Origin of the sequence: Fibrobacter sp. UWT3, assembly GCF_900230125.1 — a bacterium.
Classification (GTDB): domain Bacteria; phylum Fibrobacterota; class Fibrobacteria; order Fibrobacterales; family Fibrobacteraceae; genus Fibrobacter.
This window is the reverse complement of the sequence record NZ_OCSS01000001.1, coordinates 1,065,041-1,083,864: the sequence shown is the minus strand read 5'-3', so window position 1 is coordinate 1,083,864 and position 18,824 is coordinate 1,065,041. Positions and strand designations below refer to the sequence as shown.

The following is an 18,824-nucleotide window of genomic DNA, read 5'->3' as shown; positions in this document are numbered from 1 at the left end:
TTCTGTCAGAACACCTACTAACTTACACTTCGCTCACGAATTCTTCCATGCTCTTGCGCACAGGATGCCTAGGCGAAGGGCCACCGTTCTCGGGGTCGGCGTAGCCGATATCCAGGAGACAGGCGAGCTTTAAGTTGTCCGGAAATTCAAAAGCGCTTTCGATGTACGACGCGTTGAATCCGCGGGCCCAGAGGGTCGCAAGGCCGAGGTCGGTGGCCTGCATCATCATGGAGGTGGTGACGATGCTCGCATCCATCACGCCGCTGTTGAAGTTGTCGTTGTACTTTTCGGCGGTGTAGCACTTGGGCTCGTCGTAACAGACCATCAGCACCACGGGGGCGTTGTAGGCCATGCGGGTAATGCCGCGAATCTTTTCCAGAGCCTCGGGAGACTTGATGACCTTCACGGTTACGGGCTGTGCGTTAATTGCCGTCGGGCTCAGGCGACCCGCCTCCAGCACCTGGGCGAGTTTTTCGGGTTCTACCGCCTGGGCGGTAAAGGCACGGCAGCTATAACGGTTTTTAGCCAAATCCATGAAAGACATAATATACCTCGTTTTTGAGGAAATATACATAACTGGATCCTTCGACTCCGTTTCACTCCGCTCAGGATGACACCCTTTTTGACGCCTTTGGCGTCCGTGGCTACGGCTCAAATATGCGAAAGCAAGCTTTCGCGCATTACTCGCCTTGCACACTTTTACTAAATTGGCGCTCCTTCAGAGCGCATTTAGTACGGCTCGGCCATGTCAAAGTAACAAGTTACTTTGCCGCGGCGCTCGCCTTTTACTAAATTTGGCAACATGAAAAATTTTTACGTTACCACCCCGATTTATTACGTGAATGACGCCCCGCATATTGGGCACTCCTACACCACCGTCCTCGCGGACATCCTCACCCGCTTCCACAAGATTCTCGGCTACCAGACCTTCTTCCTGACCGGCACCGACGAACACGGCCAGAAGGTGCAGCGCGCCGCCGACAAGCGCGGCGTGACCCCGCAGGAACACGTGGACGAATACTACCACCGCTTCGAGGACCTGTGGAAGAAGATGGGAATCAGTAACGACTTCTTTATCCGTACCACGATGCCCGAACACAAGGCTTTTGTGCAGGAATGCCTGCAGAAGCTCTGGGACAAGGGTGAAATCTACTCGAAGGAATACGAGGGCTGGTACTCCGTGGGCGAAGAACGCTTTTTTGGCGAAGACGAACTCGACGAGAACAAGTGCGACCCCATCAGCCACCGCCCGGTGGAATGGCTCAAGGAAAAGAACTACTTCTTCAAGATGGGTTCCTACCAGCAGAAGCTGATTGACTTCCTCGAGAGCCACAAGGACTGGATTGTGCCGGACTACCGCTGGAACGAAATCCGCGGGTTCCTGCGCCAGCCGCTGAACGACCTGTGCATCAGCCGCCCGAAGGCTCGCCTCAGCTGGGGCATTCCGCTGCCCTTCGACACCGACTACGTGACCTACGTGTGGTTCGATGCCCTCCTGAACTACGTGAGCGCCTCCACCGCCTTCCACAAGACTTATGCCGACGGCACGCCGATCTGGCCCGCCACTTACCACCTGATTGGCAAGGACATCTTGACCACCCACAGCGTGTACTGGCCGACGATGCTCATGGCTCTCGACATTCCGCTCCCGCAGCACATCCTCGCCCACGGCTGGTGGCTCGTGAACGGCGGCGAAAAGATGAGCAAGTCCGCAGGCAACGTGGTGAACCCGATGGACTACATGGAAAAGTACGGCATCGACGCGTTCCGCTACTTCCTCGCTCGAGAAATGGTTGTCGGTCAGGACGCCAACTTCACGCACGACGCCTTCGTGCGCCGCATCAACAGCGACCTCGCGAACGACCTCGGTAACGTGCTGAACCGCGTGCACCGCCTGGTGCTCAACAACTTTGAAGGCAAGCTCCCCGCAGCGACCTCCATCGGCGATGCCGAGAAGGAAGTCATCGATCTCGCGAACAAGGTGATTGCCGAAATCAAGGAAGGCCTGCCGCAGGCCCGCCTCTCGCAGTCCATCGAGACCATCATGCAGCTCGTGCGTAGCATCAACCGCTACCTCGAAGTCAAGGCTCCGTGGAAGCTCGCGAAGGACCCGGCCCTCAAGGATGAACTCGCGACCGTGCTCTACGTATCCGCCGAAGCCGTGCGCCTGTCGCTCTGCCTGCTGTGGCCGGTGATTCCTGGCAAGGCAGAAGAAGGCCTCGCCATGATTGGCAGCAAGTTCCAGAGCGCCGACGACCTCGCCTGGGGTATCCTCAAGGGTGGCGAAAGCTTTGGCGAAGGCAAGCCGCTTTTCCCGCGTATCGAAGAAGAAGTCAAGAAGCAGGAAGCCCAGCCGAAGCCCAAACAGAACAAGCCACTGATGGCCGCCGACGTGCCCGCTGCCATGGACATGCGCGTGGCCCAGATTAAGGAAGTGGCCGACCATCCGGATGCCACGAGCCTCTATGTGCTCAAGGTGGACGCCGGCGAAGGCGAACTCCGCACCATCTGCAGCGGCCTCAAGAACAGCTACAAGGCCGAAGAACTCCAGGACCGTAAGATTCTGTTGTTCGCAAACCTGAAGCCCAGCGCTCTGCGCGGCATTATGAGCCAAGGCATGCTCTTTGCGGGCGACCTCGACAACGAGGCCCACACCTGCAGGCTCGTCTCCGTGCCCGAAGACGCGAAGCCCGGCGACCGTGCCCTGTTCAAGGGTGTCGCTCCCAGCGAACCCCGCGAACTGAAGGTGAAGGACTTCGAGAAGATTGCGCTCTCCGTGAAGGGTGGCGCGGTGTTCTGCGACGCCCTCGCGCTCGAAGTGAACGGGAAGCCCGTGACCTGCGACGTAGCCGACGGCAACGGCGTGCATTAGAGACCGCTCGTTCGTCGTCTCGGGCATCAAGACCTCCGGTTTCTCACTCGCTCCCACCTAAAGGTGGCCATGTACACTAAGCGCTAAAGCGCAAGTGTCCAAAGGTCGCCTTCGGCTCACAGAGCCACCGCTCGTTCGTCAATTACCTATTGCAACCCAAAGCATTCCATATTGGAACATAAATAGTAGTCTATCCATCGGCAAAGAATGTCGTTTTATCGCAATCAGGCATTCTTGAGCATTTCTTTCGTGAAACTAACGATATATATTTAAACCCATGAGATTCTTCTACCTGACAATCCTCGCGTTCCTTATCGCGCTCAGCGGATGCACCATGCACCCGCCTTCAGCGTCTGGTTTCATGGAAGCGGGTGAACAGGGGAAAAACGACGAGAAGGTGCGCGTGCTTACCGCCCGTGCCGAAAAAATCAACTTCAGCCTCTCCGGTGACGAGTGGAACATTCCCATCGCCCTCGAGACCACGACAGCGACACGCAGTGGTTATGTATCAGGATGGGGCATCCTCCCCTCGCCCTACGTGACCTTCGGCTACGCCGACAAGTACTTCGGATGGCGCAGCTGGGTTTCCGCCATCTGGCTCGGCATCACGGTCGGGGCCATCTGCGCTAGCGGAATATGTTTCGACGACGATGGCGGCAGCGACGACTACTCATACGACTACAGTGACGACAGCGACGATGTCGACCTTATTGAACTAGACTCCTTCCTAGCCGCATGGACACAGCTATTCAGCGGCGGGCTATCATTCATCGAGCAAATCCCCGTCGGTGACTTTCTGCGCATCGGATTCGAACAGTACATCTGCCGCAACTTCTGGCTCAACTGGGGTGCCATCGGCGATCAGGAAGACTTCGGCAATGTCGAAGTCGGCGTAGGTGCGTACATGAGCTTCAGGGTAAACAATCACAGGGTATCGCTGGACGCGCATTACGGGCTTCTCGACTTCAACACAAGGAAGCCTCGCCTATCCCTCGCGATTACCTACAGCAACGTTCTTGTTTACGAGTCCGCATCTTCCATAAAGTAGGAAGAATTTACGGCACCGCAATCTTGTAAATCTGCGGCCAGTTCTTGCCCGTGATCCACAGGAACTTGCCATCGTAGGCAATGCCGTTCAGCACGTCGATATTCGGGTATTTCGCGTATACTTCGCGGCCCTTCGCAGAGAAATCGATATACTTCAGCACCTTCCCGCTAGGCAAGTCAATGACCGCAATAAGCGGGGTCTGCCAGATATTTGCATACAAGGTATTACCGACAATTTCAAGTTCGTTCAGGTTCCTTACCGGCTTGCCACCATCGCTCACGCGGATGGAGCCCATCACGTAGAAACCGCCGAGAGCAATCCGCAGGAGTTCGTCGCTGCCGTTACTCATCAGGAGGGCGTTCTGCCAGTAGGTAAGGCCCCAACCCTCGGTAGGAATGCGGAACTCGCCCTTATACTTGAACGGTTTTCGGCTATAGATGAACGCCTTCTTGGCTTTCCACGTGAGGTAGAAGATGTCTTCGCCTACGGCAATCGAGCCTTCCCCGAAATAGCGGGGAGCAAGCCTTGCGGAATCGAGAATCTTGCCATCAAGCGTGCGGCGGTACAGGCCGGATTCCCCATACTGGCCGGTAGTTTCAATCAAATCCTTGCCGTCAAAGAAAAGCCCCTGCGTAAAGTGGGTCGGCTCGTGCGGGATTGAATCAAGAATCGCGGGCAAGACACGCGGGGCCTCAGCGAACGCAAACGACGAGAGGAAAATGACGATAGACGATAGACGATAGACGAAAGAGAATTTTGAAGGCATGTGCAAAAATTACTAAATTACCCGAACATGGGCGAACTCAGGACTCCAGCCAAGGTCAAGATTATCGTGGGTATCCTCGCGAAGGACGCCCCGTCGGTCGAAGCCGTGCGCGACACGCTCCGAGAAAAGTTCGGAGAAGAAGACCTGAGCCTAGCCCCCTTCCCCTTCACGTTCACCAACTACTACGTCGAAGAAATCGGCTCAGCGCCCGTACGCGCGTTCTTCAGCTACGAGACCCTCGTGGAGCGCGAGACCATCGTCGACATAAAGCTCTGGACAAACGATATTGAACTCGAAATCGCCCGGAAGAACAACACACCCGGCCTACGCCCCGTGAACCTCGACCCGGGCTACATGACCCTCGGGCAATTCTTCCTCGCGACAACAAAAGACCAGCGCCAGCGCGTGTACATGCAGCGCGGAATCTTCGTGGAACCCACGCTATACTTCCAGGACGGGCATTTTCATGCCTTCGAATGGACGTACCGCGATTACCAGAGCGAAAAGTATATACAATATCTTGAACAAGTTCGCGCCCGCCTCGCCTACCAGATGAGCACGGGCAAACCGTATAGACTGAGAGCAAAACAATGAAAGCAGGAATCTTTACCGTCATCCTCCTCATCATCAGCAACGTGTTCATGACCGCCGCATGGTACGGGAACCTGAAGCTGAAAGAAATGCACATCTCCACCGACTGGCCGCTCATCCTCGTGATTCTTGCCAGCTGGGGTGTCGCCCTCATCGAGTACTTCTTCATGATTCCCGCGAACAACATCGGGAGCAAGATTAACGGCGGGCCATTCAACCTGATGCAGCTGAAGGTCATACAGGAAGCGATTTCGCTTACGGTCTTTACCGTCATCGCGACTACGGTCTTCAACAACGAGGCACTGCACTGGAACCACGTCGTCGCCTTCGTGCTCATCATCGGAGCGGTATTCTTCGCTTTCCTTAAATGATTCTTGCTTCACGACATAGCTGGGCAAGGCTTGTCGCCGCAATCGCCTTCACCATCGCGTGCATGAACGTGCATGTAGATGCAAAGCAGGCACCCAAGAAAAAGCAGAAGACAACCGCAGTCAAGAGCAGTGCAAAAAAAAGCAAGCCGGCAGCAAAGACCACAGCAAAACCGGCGGATAAGGCTCCCCCGAAAGAAGCCCAGCCCGATTCCTCGGTCGTGAAGATTGATGCGAACGACCCGAAGGCATTCACCAAGGCAATCCTCCTGGACAAGCAGGGCGTAGAATTCGAGGTAGTTGGCGAAGAAAAGCAGCCCGCCCCGAAACTTGTCGTCAAGGAAAAGAAAAACGAGGACTTCTTCGATTTTTCCACGATGCTCGTCCCCATCACGCACCCGGCTCCCATAGCCTCAAAATACGGCATCCGCGACCACAGGCTACACCGTGGCGTAGACGTGAGCGTCATCAAGGACGAGCCCGTGCTGGCAGCATTCCCGGGCGTCGTGACCATGGCGAAATACAACAAGGGAGGCTACGGACATTACGTTATCGTGGACCACGAAAACGGGTTACAGACGCTTTACGGGCACCTCTCCGAAAGGCTCGTGAAAATCGGGGAACGCGTGTACCCGGGCGATATCGTGGGGCTAGCAGGCAACTCCGGGCGTTCTTCGGGAGCGCACCTGCATTTCGAAATCCATTACGGAGAAATTAACATCGACCCGGAAACCATCGTCGACTTCCCGAACTGGGACCTGAAATCCGGTGTCGAGAAAGTTTCCAAGAAATCCATTGTACGCGCACACTACAACATGCAACGCAAACTCAAGAAAGAAGGCACGTACGTGGTGAAAAAGGGCGACACGCAGGGGAAAGTCGCCAAGTGGTTCAACATCTCGATAGAAGCGCTCTGCCGTATAAACAACCTAAAGCCGGGTGCTCCGCTCAAGGCAGGCCAGAAACTACTCGGAAGCAAGTGACACAGCCGTAGGCTGTGTCATGCCGAAGCCCGTAGGGCAAGGGCATCCATACAATTGTAACAAGATGTAAGGATCCTCGCCTACGCGAGGATGACATTCTGTAGATGCATCAACTATTTAATGCAGAAAAAGCCTGTTTCAGTTCGCGCGTCGCGAGTTCCGGGTCAGCAGCCTTCATAATCGCAGAAACCACGCAGATGCCTGCAATGCCCGAACCCTTCAGCACAAAGATATTGTCCTTGTTGAGCCCGCCAATCGCATTCACCGGAATGGGAACCGCCTTCACGACATCCTTCAGGGTTTCCACCGGAGTAATGACAGTCTTTACATGAGTCGTCGTGGGGTAAATCGCACCACAACCCAAGTAATCTGCGCCCTGCTCATAAGCCTCGAGCGCCTGCGGAACAGTCTTTGCAGTAACCCCAATGATTTTCTCGGGTCCGAGAATGCGCCGGGCATCGCAAGCAGGCATATCGGATTGCCCCACGTGAACGCCCTCCGCACCGATGGCCATGGCCACGTCTACTCGGTCGTCGATAATCAGAGGAATGCCGTACTTGGCTGTGATTTCGTGGGTGGACCGGGCCAAATCCAAGTATTCCCGTGTGGAACGGTCCTTCTCGCGCAACTGGATGATCGTCGCCCCGCCACGGCAGGCAGCCTCGACAACAGGCAAAAAACGATTCTCGGGCACACACGTGCTGTCAGTAATGAAATAAAGGGTGGTGTCAAGCTTTTGCATCAAAAGCAAAGGTAGAAAAAAAAGCCCTACTTACATGCGGAGTCCCCTAACGTTGAGAAGCATACTCCATACTTGCCTCGAGCGGCATCGTTCCAATCGCCGCCGATCCAAACAATCACTTCTTGCGAAGATGGTTGATTTACGTTTTTGTTGTTTATTCTGACTGATTTCGTATTCTGCCACTTGATTTTTACACTGTAAGTGCCATTGTGAGCTGCAGCAACTCCGCCATCAGTTGTCTTTGTATTGAGAGATTTCGACTCAAAAGGTTTTTGAGAACAGGTTCTCAATCCTGCGGTACCTCCATTGCCCAACAAACACTGAGCCATTACTTCAAATCCTGATTCCTTCATCACGTCGGCGAGGAATCCGCTAGAATACGCATCATCCGTGTTTGCGGTTCCTTTTCTGAATCTTGGTGTTGCCTGAGCAACATCAACACCAAATAATGTCATGCCGCTTTTATCTAGAAGGTAATTTTCCAATGTGCACGACTTTTTACAGGCATCCCCCAATTGCCTGTCGTAGCTCCAGAAATGGATGTAAAAATACTATAATCATGCCCGATTAAATTTCTTTCCACAGCATTCTTGACATACCACAATTTCATTAAATCCAATTTTTCTCGGCTTCTTTCTATGACCCCGAACAAATTCGGTACGGCCACGGCAGCCAAAATACCCATGATAATTATCACTACCATGAGTTCTATCAAAGTGAAGCCTTCTTGGCTTACAAGAGTATCCCGCAGGTTCCTGCTATGAGTTACTTTATTCAACATTCTTTATACCTCATTTTCTTCAAATATATATAAAAAAACAGAATAACGTAAACATGGGCGCATTCGTTTGACCTGTATCACAAACCTTGTATTCCACTTTGGAGTAAAAGGACTATTCCAATTTAGGCCACAACGTTCCCCTATTGTATGGCAACGCTTTAAAAATGCCCCACAGGAACGATGCAAGGCATGTTGACATCAATCTACAGAATCAACATGGTTCACGTATGCCAGTCCGGGCTAAAAAAGCAGGAACCTGCGGGAGGTTCCTGCGGTTATGTCCAAGGGTTTTACCCTCATCGAGCTAATGGTTGTCATCTCAATCATGGGAATCCTTGCTGCGATAGCTGTTCCTAGTTTATTCGGAGTTGTCGAAAAAGCGAAAGAAAAAAGCGACTTGTTGAAACTATACTATTTAAGGGACGCATTGAACCGGGCCTTGGTGGAAAATGAAGATGCCTTGTACAATAGTGCTTTTGTGTCAACAGGTGACAAGGCTACGGAGAATCTCGCTAAACTAAGAAACAGCCTGAATAGTGCGTCTGGCGTAGCCTTATTCGTTATCGAAGTAAAAAATGGTGTTTCCATCAATGTGCAGGGTAGCCATGGCAGTGCCAACAATAGCGTCAATATGTGCCAATTGATTGGAAATGGTGGCACGTGGTATGATGCCTTGAGGGAGTCTGGATTCGAAGGGGTTGCCGATATTGTGGAATCGAGACTTAAAAATACTGATTACAGTAAACTAGATCAGTCGAACACGACATATTCGGCGTCAAAAGACGGTAGCTTTTGGCGCACGTACCCCAAGAACCCTATGTTTATAAGTAGGGCGCTGAATCAGGGGGATTGTACGGGCAATTATCGCTTGACTATGAATTTTCGGTGGACTGGAGGGAACGAAAGTAGCCGGTCTGTTGAAGTCGCCTTGCTCCCAAATAGTGGAAATATGGATAACAAGGCTTTTGCTACCGAACACGGAGTCTGTTTTTCGACAGAAGGCAACTCCGCGTGCAGAAGTTTCAGTAAAAAATGCAATTAACATCGGCATAACGCACTCTGCCTGGACATAAGTGCCGTTACACGTACAGGTAATCGTTCAATACCGGCTGCAAGCCTTCGCCCGAGATGTCAGAGTACATGGCGTTAAAGCTGCGGCCGTCGTTAATTTCGAACTGTTCGTCGCCACCTTCCCCGTCGTCGTGACCGCTGTACTTGCTTTCGTGGTCGCCGATGCCCGTAGATACGCCGGCAGAGACCTTCGTCGCGCAGATTTTCACGATGCCGTTGCGGAATTCCTTACTTTCGCGGCTCGAAACCGTAATGCCCACGAACGGGAGGAAAATGCGGTAGGCGCAGAGCACCTGGCAAAGTTCCTTCTCGTGAACATCGAGCGGGTCAATCTTGTCGTTGTTGATGATGGGACGGAGGCGCGGGCAGCTTAAGCTCATTTCGGCGTGCGGGTACTTCTTTTGCAGGTAATACACGTGCAGTGCCGAGGCCAGCGCGTCGCGGCGGAAGTCAGAAAGTCCGAGAAGTGCGGAGAAAGCCACCCCGCGCATGCCCGCCATCAGGGCGCGTTCCTGCGAGTCGAAGCGGTACGGGAATACACGCTTGTGGCCGAGCAGGTGGAGTTTTTCGAAGCGCACCTTGTCGTAGGTTTCCTGGAAGACGGTCACGTAGTCCACGCCGCATTCGTGCAGGTAGCGGTACTCGTCGACATTGACCGGGTAGACTTCCACGCCCACCATGCGGAAATACTTGCGGGCCAGCTTGCAAGCCTCGCCGATGTATTCCACACTGCTCTTCGCGCGGCTCTCGCCGGTGAGAATCAGGATTTCTTCCATGCCGCTGTCGGCGATGACCTTCATCTCGTGCTCGATCTGCTCCATGGTGAGCTGCATGCGCTTGATATGGTTATAGCAGTTGAACCCGCAATAGACGCAGTAGTTTTCGCAGTAGTTCGCGATGTAGAGCGGCGTGAAGAAATAGACGTTGTTGCCGAAGTGCTTGCTGGTCTCGATTTTCGCCTTCGCGGCCATCTGCTCCAGGTACGGGGCGGCAGCCGGAGAAAGGAGCGCCTTGAAATCCTCGAGCGTGCAGCGTTCGTGTTCCAGAGCGCGCTTGACGTCCTTGCCGGTGTATTTGGAGTAATCGTAGTTTTCGGATTCGGAAAGGACCTTGTCGGCGATGTCCGACTGGATGACTTCCATGCCGGGCAGATAATCCATTATATTAGTACGGGAACTCGGATCGTTTTCAAGGCGGTGCTTTTTCGCAAGCGCCCCTTCCGAGAGATTCCCGGAATCAAACAGGTAGTTGTTGTCTTTTCTTTCGCTCATTTTTTTAGATCCTTCGACAAAGCACTTCGGCTAGTTCGACAAGCTCACCAACCAGCTCAGTGACCTTATGTCGAACCTCGTTCCTAGTCTCTCAAGAAACCTGTCAACGGGTCGGACGCGGAAGCGCCGCGCGTGAGGACGCGCCCAAGACCTGCGAGGTAGGCCTTGCGACCCGCCTCGATAGCAAGCTTGAAACTCTGCGCCATAAGCGGCAAGTCGCCCGCGGTAGCAAGCGCCGTATTCGCCATGATGGCGGCAGCACCCATTTCCATCGCGGCACAGGCCTCGGAGGGCTTGCCGATACCCGCATCAACGATAATCGGGAGGTCGATTTCATCAATCAGAATCTGGATGAACTCGCGCGTAGAAAGCCCCTTGTTGCTGCCAATCGGAGCGGCAAGCGGCATCACGGCTGCGGCACCCGCGTTAGCGAGGTCGCGCGCCACGTTCAGGTCCGGGTACATATACGGCATCACCACGAAACCCTCACCAGCGAGGGTTTCGGTCGCCTTCACCGTCTCGTAGTTATCCGGGAGCAGGTACTTCGTGTCGCGCATGATTTCGATCTTGACGAAATCACCGCAGCCGAGCTCGCGGGAAAGGCGCGCGATGCGGACCGCCTCGTCGGCGGTGCGGGCGCCGGACGTATTCGGCAACAGGGTCACACCCTTCGGAATGTAGTCAAGGATATTTTCGTGGTCCTTCGTGTTCGCCCGGCGCACCGCGAGTGTCACAATCTGTGCCCCCGCATCGCGCACCGCGGCTTCAATCAATTTCAGCGAATACTTGCCGGAACCCAAGATAAAGCGGGAACTGAATTCATGCCCGCCAATAACGAGTTTATCTTCCATATAGCCTTCTTTTTAGCAAGGCATAATATAGAAAATTAGCGATTAAGATTAATCTTGACTCCGTTCAGGGTCACTTCATCCTGCACGAGGTCGTCGAAATCCGGTTCGCGCTCCTTAGCAGCACCATCCTGTTCGCCGTCCTTCACCAGGTGAACAACGCGTTGCGGGAACGGAATCTCAATCTTGTGCTCGTCGAGCACGTCCTTGATAATTCTTGAATACTTGCGCTTGAGTTCGTAGTACTCGAACGTACGCACCCAAACCCAAACCGTGACGTTTATGGAACTGTCGGCATATTCGCTCACGAAAAACTTCGGAGGCGGGACCTTCATGAAGCTCGCTTCCTGCTCGACCATCCTACGCAGGGCGCAGAACACGACGTCCAGAGAGGCGTCATAAGAAACACCCACATTCATATCGAGCCTGCGGATAGGATTGCGGGCATAGTTCACAATAGGAGAACCCCACAAGGACCTGTTCGGCGCAGAGACGTAGATGCCCTCGAACGTCTCGAGAGTCGTGTTGAAAAGGCCAATCGCACAAATCTTGCCCTTGATGGAGCCACATTCAATGTAGTCGCCGGCCACAAACGGACGCAAGAAGAGAAGCAACAAGCCAGACGCCACATTCGCAAGAGTATCCTTGAGGGCAAGACCCACCGCAAGGCTCGCCGCACCAAGCATTGCCAACAGCCCGTTAGTGTTTACGCCCAGAACATTCAGGCAAAGCAAAAGCCCGATGGCATAAGTCGTATACTTGACGAGGTCCGAAACAAGCGGAGTTGCGGCACGGTCAAAGCCATGCTTTTCAGCACGTTTGAGGAACAACCGGAATGACTTGTTAAAAAGCCAGATAATAACGATAAGAAGCACGACCAGCAGAAGCTGCTCCACTATCGAATCTTTCGGTATGAGTTCTCTGATTTTGTCCACGGGAACAAATCTAACAATATTTTCAGGCAAAAAGTGGGTCGAGGCCACATTGCCCCTTTCAGGTATGACCCCGCTCACAGACCTAAAAACAAAGTGTGCTCCAGATTACAAAAAATCCCCGGCCGAAGCCGAGGGATTTTTCGTAGGAAGATCCCCGCCTACGCGGGGATGACATCTCTATAATTACGTGTGAGCAAAAAGCGACCCGGTGTTAACGGGTCGCGTTTGCGAGAGCGAGCGATAACCGCAGGTTCTTCGCCCTAGATGAGAGCGAGCGGTTACGTATGAGCGTCGACCCATTCGGCGTTCTTCTTGCAAGCCTCAACAGACTTCGCGAAGGCAGCCTTTTCTTCGTCGCTCATCTTGACTTCGATGATCTTCTCGACACCGTTTGCACCGACCACGACCGGCACGCCGCAGTAGAGGCCCTTCACGCCGTATTCGCCGTTCAGCTTGGCAGCGCAAGAGAACACGCTCTTCTTGTCGAGGAGGTAGGCTTCGGCCATGTGGATGGCGGAGGTTGCCGGGCTGTAGAAGGCAGAGCCGCGGCCGAGGAGGTTCACGATTTCGCCACCGGCACCGGCGGTGCGCTTGGCGAGTTCGGCGAACTTTTCCTTGCTCATGAGCTGAGATACCGGGATACCGCCCACGGACACGCATTCCATGATGGAGACCATGGTGTCGCCGTGGCCGCCCATCACGAGGGCCTTCACGTCTTCGACAGACACGCCGAGTTCGTCGGCAACGAAGCAAGCGAGACGGGCAGAGTCAAGCACGCCAGCCATACCGATGACCTTATTGGCCGGGAGGCCGGACTGCTTCTGCATGTTGTAGACCATGGCGTCCAGCGGGTTGGTGATCACGATGACGAATGCATCCGGAGCGTTTTCCTTGATGGCTTCGGCAACGGTCTTGATCACGCCGCAGTTCTTGTCCAGGAGGTCGTCACGGCTCATGCCCGGCATACGCGGGAAACCGGCGGTCACGATCACGACGTCTGCGCCCTTGATGGCGGAGTAGTCGGTAGAACCCTGAAGATCCACAGAGGAGTTGATGACGCTGCGGCCTTCCATAATGTCGAGAGCCTTGCCCTTGGGCATGCCCTGAGTCTGCGGAATATCGATAAGGACCACGTCGCCAAGATTCTTCTGGGCGAGCACGAGAGCCATTGTACCACCGATTTGACCAGCACCAACAAGTGCAATCTTCTTTCTAGCCATGATTTAACCGTCCTTTTAAGGTATTGTTTTTTTCGTCCGAAAATATAGTAAAAAAAGCATAAAAAACAAATTCTTTTTTACATGCAAGTATAAAATATACGCGGGCGGGGCCCCAGCTCAGAGTTGCGAAGGCCGCACGGGCCCCTCCCTGCACCCTCCCCATCCTGGCGCATGCGCCAACCTTACGGCTCAGCCATAGCCATACAAGTATGGCTGCGTCATTCGCCTAGTCAGGTTGTGGCCGACGCCTTCCACATAAAAGCCGTTTATTTCTAGCCAAGGAAAGTTTATTTCTAGGAGTCGCAGGAATTATTCCGTTTATACCATTGCGGCGACAAAGTCGGCTTCGCACATGAGCTTATCGCCGGAGAAGGCCTTGCCGGCATACTTGAAGATGCCATGACGCACGGAGATGAGTTTTACCTCGAGGCGCAGGTCCATGCCGGGGAGCACGGGGTTCCTGAAGCGGCAGTTCTCGATGCCCATGAAGGCAGGGCGCTTGCCCACCACTTCAGCTTCGCGGGCAATCATCGTGAGAAGTGTCGCCGCCTGGGCCATGGATTCAACCTGGAGCACGCCGGGCATCACCGGATTGCCGGGGAAATGCCCCTGGAAGAACTTCTCTTCGCCCGTCACATGGTAAAGGCCAACCAGGGAGGGCTGCACCTCCTTGCCGTCACCGAGTTCGAGGCTCAGGACCTCGTCAACGAAGGCGAACGGGAACTTCTGCGGGAGCAGTTCGTGAACCACATCGGCATCGTAAACAACACCGGCTTTTTCAGATTTCTTGAGGGATTCCAGTAGAGACATAAGGCAGGAGTTTCTCCATGATTTTATGGTGAATGGTATGGCCGCCGTTCAGAATCTGAACGCGCACCTTTGGTAAAGCAGGGACCGCGAAGGCAAGATCGCCCAGCAGGTCCAAAATCTTGTGGCAGGCGGGCTCTTCCGCCATGCGGTAACGGGACTGCCTGGCACCGCCCAGTAGCATCCCGCAGGATTCGTCGACTCCGGCGAGGAGACCTTCGGCACGCGCCTTCGCGTAGTCCTCCTCGAAAATGAAAGTGCGGGCCGAAAACGCGCGGTAGAGGTCCTCTGCGGAATACACCGAGAGGGTGGCCGACGAGCGGAACGCAGCACCACCCGCAGTCGCATCGCGGGTAATCTCGTATTCCACCTCGAAACAGTCTGCAGGCGAAACGCTCACCCGCCCGCGCGGGAACTCGAGGGTAAAGGACTCGGGAACATCGTAAAAGCAAAGGGACTCGGGCACACCGGCGACCTTCCTTAGGGCATGGAAGAACGGCAGAGCGCTCCCGTCCATCATAGGGAGTTCGGCCAGAGCGCCTTCCGCATCTCTGGGAGCAACGTGCACGTCGAACCGCTGGTTCGGCCACATGAGGAACACGGGCGCCAGGTGCTCTGTAGAACCGAGAACAAGCGGGCCATGCAGGCCCGGTTTCGAATAAATTGCAGTCCGCGCCACGCGATACCCGAGTTCGCCGTAACAATGCAGGGCATCCGTCGAGTAGAAAAGTTCATCGCCCGCATACCAGCATACGCGTGGCGCGCGGTTCGGGTCCTTCTCGAGGACATCCACGCGCACGCCTGCCCGCGGGTGCGAGAGCGAAGGCGACGCAAATTCTATACTCTTGAAGGCAGGCATACGCTACTTTTTCCCCATCTGCCGGAGACGCACCATCGAGCGGCGCCATACCGTAATCTCTTCGGCGGGGAACCCGGATACGGTGAGCCCCGCGGGAATGCTCTTGGTGACGCCCGCCTTCGCGGCAATACGGCAACCCTTCCCGAGCGTAAGGTGGTTCGCAACCTGCGCGCCACCCGCAAGTTCGACATCGTCTTCGACCGTCACGGAGCCCGCGAGCCCCGACTGCGAAGCCATGTAGATGTTATTACCCAGGCGGCAGTTGTGGGCGATTTGCACGAAGGAATCGAAATGGCAGTTTTCGCCTATCGTGGTGGGGCTCAAGAAACCCGCGGCAACCACCGTGTTCGCCCCGAAGCTACAACCGCGCCCGATGCGCACACCCGCAAGGTGCGGGACCGGCCGGCGCCTGCCCTCATATTCATAGAACCCGAACCCGCGCGAACCTATAACGGCGCCCGCCTGAAACACGCAATCCTCACCCACGACTACATTCGGGTAAATTGTCACATTCGCCTCGAGCACGCAGCCCGCGCCGAGCGACGCCCCGCGCATCACCACACAGCCCGGGCCCACGACGGCGTTCTCGCCCACGCGACCTTCGACTACGGCACTCGCATGCACGCGGGCGGATTTTGTGACATCGCCGGCGCATTCACTGCCCGCGAAGGAGCCGCTAGTAACATCACCGGCGCATTCACTGCCCGCAAAAGAATCCGCAAACTTTTCCAAGAAGAGCACCATCGCATGGTACGGGTTTTCAACCGGAACGATGCAACCCACGCCGGGCGCGAATTCCTTACCCGATGCAGTGGCCGCCTCCAGCGCCGGCACAAGCCCACGCGGCGCAAAAAGCAATCCGATGCGTACGCTATCAAGCAAGGAAGAAGCAAAACCGTTCGCGTTCGTCTCGTTCTTCACGGTATCGCCCACCCAGAAACTCGCGTCACCGGGCCCCGCCAAGTCAACGGACGCAAAACCGGTAATTACAGTACTCGGCGCGACCCGCAACACGGCCTGCGGCGCAACATCTTGCAGCAGGCCTTCGGCACGCAGCCAGTCCAAAACCATTGAGATTGCAACGGGTTTCACCTAGTCCCCCAGCCTCAGCATCTGCACCTGAGCCGCAAACTCGATCGAGACGGTCTCGCCCAGTTTGCCGCTCATGTCCTCGCCATCGAGTTGCAGGAACTCGTTCTGCGGTACGGTAAGCGAAAGCGAATGAACCTTCACCGACTTGAGGAAATGCTTCTTGAACAGGAACCCCACAAGCGGAATGTTCCCTATGGCGATAGCGAGCAGGAACAGCGGCATGGAAGGCACGTCCACCACTTCCAAAAAACCGTCGGCCATGTCGGACTTGTAAAAAGGGTTTGCGCCGCTCGCAAAGCTCGGGATATTCCCCACGATTACGGTGCGGTGCCCGGTCAATACGCCCGAATGCGTCTTGCCGTACTTGTCCACGTAACTAAGCATGCAGGCTCCCAGCCGGTAGTTCCTGTCGGCAAAGAAGCGGCGCACGTAATGCAACTTGTTCGCGATTACGGAAGAAGAGGATATCGCCCCGTTAGCACGATCCTGGTTAAAGTCATGCGCGATGCGGGCGTCAATCCCGCCCGAAAAGTAGTTCGCGAGCGCGTACTTGCCGTTCACCTTCCAGATATCGAAGGGAGCGGGTTTCGCACGCAGCAGGCGACGCACCAGGAACAGGAGTCCCCGGTCCACAAAAGGCTTGTACAGGTTGAGCACGCGCGCAAGGTCGTTGCCCGTCCCCAGCGGGATAAGGCCTATCTTCACCCTGGTCGCAAAGCCCGATTCGATCATCGTAGAAAGCACGGACGAAACGGTACCGTCGCCACCGACTGCAATAAGCGTCTCGGTCGAAGCGAGGGCCTCCAGAATCTGATCCCTCATGCGTTCGTACTGCGTGAATTCCGCCTTCCAGTCATCGGCAGCAAAGCCCATGGATTCCATGATTTCGGGCAGGAACTGATGGATTATCTTGCCCTGGCCACCGCCACTAATCGGGTTGATGAGAAAATAGAACTTCATAGCATCAACCGTTCCCGCGCAGGAGCATGTCCTTGATTTCCACATAGCGCTGCATGCCGCCACTCACTCGTTCCATCTCATCGACGGTGAGTTCGCGCACCACATGTGCGGGCGCACCCACGACAAGCGAGTTCTCGGGGAATTCCTTCCCCTGCGTCACGACGGCACCCGCACCCACGATGCAGTTCTTTTTTATGTGAGCGCCGTCCATCACGATGGCGCCCATCCCTATAAGCACGTTGTCGTCGATAGTGCAGGCATGCAAGACTGCGTTATGGCCCACGGTAACCTCGTTCCCGATAACCGTCGGCACTCCGGTAGACACATGAACCGTAACGTTATCCTGGATATTCGTGCGGCAACCCACGCGAATCGGTGCAAGGTCGCCTCGCAGCACGGCATTGTAGAACACGGAGGAATCGTCGCCCACGGAAACCTCGCCCACGAGGCACGCCCCGTCGGCAACAAAAACACGGTTCCCGAGTTCCGGGCGCTTACCATCCAATTCTACAATTCTAGCCATGCCCCCAATGTATAATTATTCAAGGCATGAAAACTGCTCACAAAATAAAAAAGCCGCGTTTTCCCGTAGAAAAACGCGACACACTCATCAAAAAACGAAGGTTACTTCGCAAGCGCCGCGATGGATTCCCACTTCTTCTTGTCGTCGCGGATCAGGAACATCGCACCCTTGTATTCGGTAACGATGGAGACGGCCTTCGCCGTATCGCCATCCTCGAGGGCGTCGCCGGCATCCTGGAGCAAATCCTTCTGGGCGCTGCGCATGTCGGTAATTGCACCAACGCGGTTCTGACGGAGAATTTCCATGGAATCGCTCACGAATCCGAGATCCCAGGTGCTCTCGTAGCAGGATTCAGCCTCCAGGTACTTCGCGGCCTCACCCGCAGCAGCAAGCTCGTACATCGAATTGCAGGCAGCGAACGTCTCGGCGCTCTTCTTCTTCGCATACTGGTAGTACTGGTAGCCGCCAATGATAAGGCCAATCACCACCAGGAGGAACACGCCGTCCTGCCAGCCCATGATGGGCCCGGTCGGCATTTTCGGGCGGCCATTTACGGTCTCGCCAGCTTCGAGTTTTTCTTCGGCCTCGTCAAAAGGGCTCTTTCCGTTCAAGAAACTAACCATAATTCTCCCTATTTTTTGGCTATCGCGCTATAGACGCGAGCATACAGATAAATTTGTTTCACGAGGCTCGCAAACCCGTTGGAGCGGGTCGGCGAAAGCCCCACATTGAGGCCGATATCCTGGAAGAATACCGGGTCGAGCGAAAGAATCTCGCTCGGGGCAAGATCGTTGTAAACCTTGAGTGCGAGTGCACCCAGGCCACGGCTTATAAGCGGGTTCGTCGTACCGCCTTCCACGTCCATCTCGAAGTGGATTACCTCGCCCGTAAACTTCGGCACAAGGTACATCGTGGAGGCGCACCCCTGGATAATGAACTTTTCGTCCTTGAGGCTTGCGTCCATGCCCTGGTGGGCGCGCGCCAGGTCAAGCAGGTATTTCCACTTGTCATCGGGGTCGGTGAACGAAGCGAACTTCGCACGGACTTCTTCAATTCTTTCTGCGATAGTACCCGACATAAACATCAC

22 protein-coding genes are annotated in these 18,824 nt (G+C 55.0%); 6 read left to right on the top strand and 16 right to left on the bottom strand.

Annotated elements, in window-relative coordinates; genetic code table 11:
* Window positions 1-22 precede the first annotated feature (22 nt).
* Window positions 23-535, bottom strand: a complete 513-nt coding sequence (locus tag CRO08_RS04635) for a nitroreductase family protein (protein WP_255252238.1) — start codon at window positions 533-535, stop codon at window positions 23-25.
* 267 nt (window positions 536-802) lie between these two features.
* Here CRO08_RS04635 and metG point away from each other — a divergent pair, with 267 nt between their 5' ends.
* Complete coding sequence (metG, locus tag CRO08_RS04630; RefSeq protein ID WP_097035239.1) at window positions 803-2,872, top strand: methionine--tRNA ligase; 2,070 nt, start codon at window positions 803-805, stop codon at window positions 2,870-2,872.
* 277 nt (window positions 2,873-3,149) lie between these two features.
* Window positions 3,150-3,920 carry a hypothetical protein gene (locus tag CRO08_RS04625; protein ID WP_097035238.1) on the top strand — a complete coding sequence of 257 codons (771 nt, stop codon included), beginning with the start codon at window positions 3,150-3,152 and terminating at the stop codon, window positions 3,918-3,920.
* A gap of 7 nt (window positions 3,921-3,927) precedes the next feature.
* Here CRO08_RS04625 and CRO08_RS04620 read toward each other — a convergent pair whose 3' ends face one another.
* Complete coding sequence (locus CRO08_RS04620; RefSeq protein ID WP_097035237.1) at window positions 3,928-4,686, bottom strand: glutaminyl-peptide cyclotransferase; 759 nt, start codon at window positions 4,684-4,686, stop codon at window positions 3,928-3,930.
* A 27-nt stretch (window positions 4,687-4,713) separates the two neighbouring features.
* Between CRO08_RS04620 and CRO08_RS04615 the strand changes: the two genes are divergently transcribed.
* Genes CRO08_RS04615 through CRO08_RS04605 form a run of 3 tightly spaced genes read left to right on the top strand, consistent with a single transcriptional unit; the run spans window position 4,714 to window position 6,628 of the window.
* Window positions 4,714-5,280 (top strand): DUF4416 family protein, encoded by a 567-nt coding sequence (locus CRO08_RS04615; RefSeq protein ID WP_097035236.1) that lies wholly within the window; start codon window positions 4,714-4,716, stop codon window positions 5,278-5,280.
* A complete protein-coding gene (locus tag CRO08_RS04610; RefSeq protein WP_073116550.1) occupies window positions 5,277-5,648 on the top strand; it encodes a DMT family protein in 372 nt (123 codons plus the stop codon). Before CRO08_RS04615 ends, CRO08_RS04610 begins: the two co-directional genes overlap by 4 nt.
* Window positions 5,645-6,628 carry a peptidoglycan DD-metalloendopeptidase family protein gene (locus CRO08_RS04605; RefSeq protein WP_097035235.1) on the top strand — a complete coding sequence of 328 codons (984 nt, stop codon included), beginning with the start codon at window positions 5,645-5,647 and terminating at the stop codon, window positions 6,626-6,628. Before CRO08_RS04610 ends, CRO08_RS04605 begins: the two co-directional genes overlap by 4 nt.
* Before the next feature lie 109 nt (window positions 6,629-6,737).
* On the opposite strand, the gene thiE is transcribed toward CRO08_RS04605, so the two are convergent.
* Genes thiE through CRO08_RS17485 form a run of 3 tightly spaced genes read right to left on the bottom strand, consistent with a single transcriptional unit; the run spans window position 6,738 to window position 8,151 of the window.
* On the bottom strand, window positions 6,738-7,370 hold the full coding sequence (thiE, locus tag CRO08_RS04600) for a thiamine phosphate synthase (protein WP_097035234.1): 633 nt from the start codon (window positions 7,368-7,370) through the stop codon (window positions 6,738-6,740).
* Between the two features lie 26 nt (window positions 7,371-7,396).
* The gene (locus tag CRO08_RS04595) at window positions 7,397-7,855 is read right to left on the bottom strand and encodes a hypothetical protein (RefSeq protein WP_141398233.1); all 459 of its coding nucleotides are present in this window, start codon (window positions 7,853-7,855) and stop codon (window positions 7,397-7,399) included.
* A complete protein-coding gene (locus CRO08_RS17485; RefSeq protein WP_097035232.1) occupies window positions 7,837-8,151 on the bottom strand; it encodes a type IV pilin protein in 315 nt (104 codons plus the stop codon). Before CRO08_RS17485 ends, CRO08_RS04595 begins: the two co-directional genes overlap by 19 nt.
* A gap of 277 nt (window positions 8,152-8,428) precedes the next feature.
* Between CRO08_RS17485 and CRO08_RS17480 the strand changes: the two genes are divergently transcribed.
* Complete coding sequence (locus CRO08_RS17480) at window positions 8,429-9,193, top strand: prepilin-type N-terminal cleavage/methylation domain-containing protein (RefSeq protein ID WP_097035231.1); 765 nt, start codon at window positions 8,429-8,431, stop codon at window positions 9,191-9,193.
* Window positions 9,194-9,230: 37 nt separating this feature from the next.
* Here the strand turns inward: CRO08_RS17480 and thiH are convergent, their stop codons facing one another.
* The 11 genes from thiH to CRO08_RS04530 all read right to left on the bottom strand — a co-directional run bounded on the left by thiH (window position 9,231) and on the right by CRO08_RS04530 (window position 18,815).
* The gene (gene thiH, locus CRO08_RS04580) at window positions 9,231-10,493 is read right to left on the bottom strand and encodes a 2-iminoacetate synthase ThiH (protein WP_097035230.1); all 1,263 of its coding nucleotides are present in this window, start codon (window positions 10,491-10,493) and stop codon (window positions 9,231-9,233) included.
* An 83-nt stretch (window positions 10,494-10,576) separates the two neighbouring features.
* Window positions 10,577-11,344 (bottom strand): thiazole synthase, encoded by a 768-nt coding sequence (locus CRO08_RS04575; RefSeq protein ID WP_097035229.1) that lies wholly within the window; start codon window positions 11,342-11,344, stop codon window positions 10,577-10,579.
* A 35-nt stretch (window positions 11,345-11,379) separates the two neighbouring features.
* Window positions 11,380-12,276 (bottom strand): mechanosensitive ion channel family protein, encoded by an 897-nt coding sequence (locus CRO08_RS04570; RefSeq protein ID WP_176495059.1) that lies wholly within the window; start codon window positions 12,274-12,276, stop codon window positions 11,380-11,382.
* Between the two features lie 278 nt (window positions 12,277-12,554).
* On the bottom strand, window positions 12,555-13,496 hold the full coding sequence (mdh, locus tag CRO08_RS04565) for a malate dehydrogenase (RefSeq protein ID WP_097035227.1): 942 nt from the start codon (window positions 13,494-13,496) through the stop codon (window positions 12,555-12,557).
* Between the two features lie 318 nt (window positions 13,497-13,814).
* Window positions 13,815-14,306: a 3-hydroxyacyl-ACP dehydratase FabZ gene (gene fabZ, locus CRO08_RS04560; protein WP_072811109.1), complete on the bottom strand. Its 492-nt coding sequence runs from the start codon at window positions 14,304-14,306 to the stop codon at window positions 13,815-13,817.
* Window positions 14,275-15,162 (bottom strand): UDP-3-O-acyl-N-acetylglucosamine deacetylase, encoded by an 888-nt coding sequence (locus CRO08_RS04555; RefSeq protein ID WP_097035226.1) that lies wholly within the window; start codon window positions 15,160-15,162, stop codon window positions 14,275-14,277. Before CRO08_RS04555 ends, fabZ begins: the two co-directional genes overlap by 32 nt.
* A gap of 3 nt (window positions 15,163-15,165) precedes the next feature.
* Window positions 15,166-16,254, bottom strand: coding sequence for a UDP-3-O-(3-hydroxymyristoyl)glucosamine N-acyltransferase (locus CRO08_RS04550; RefSeq protein ID WP_255252237.1), 1,089 nt, complete (start codon window positions 16,252-16,254; stop codon window positions 15,166-15,168).
* Window positions 16,255-17,214, bottom strand: a complete 960-nt coding sequence (locus tag CRO08_RS04545; protein WP_097035225.1) for a diacylglycerol kinase family protein — start codon at window positions 17,212-17,214, stop codon at window positions 16,255-16,257.
* A gap of 4 nt (window positions 17,215-17,218) precedes the next feature.
* Window positions 17,219-17,737 carry a gamma carbonic anhydrase family protein gene (locus CRO08_RS04540; protein ID WP_072811119.1) on the bottom strand — a complete coding sequence of 173 codons (519 nt, stop codon included), beginning with the start codon at window positions 17,735-17,737 and terminating at the stop codon, window positions 17,219-17,221.
* Between the two features lie 101 nt (window positions 17,738-17,838).
* Complete coding sequence (locus tag CRO08_RS04535; protein WP_072811122.1) at window positions 17,839-18,360, bottom strand: hypothetical protein; 522 nt, start codon at window positions 18,358-18,360, stop codon at window positions 17,839-17,841.
* Between the two features lie 8 nt (window positions 18,361-18,368).
* Window positions 18,369-18,815 carry a SufE family protein gene (locus CRO08_RS04530; protein WP_072811124.1) on the bottom strand — a complete coding sequence of 149 codons (447 nt, stop codon included), beginning with the start codon at window positions 18,813-18,815 and terminating at the stop codon, window positions 18,369-18,371.
* Between the last annotated feature and the right edge of the window lie 9 nt (window positions 18,816-18,824).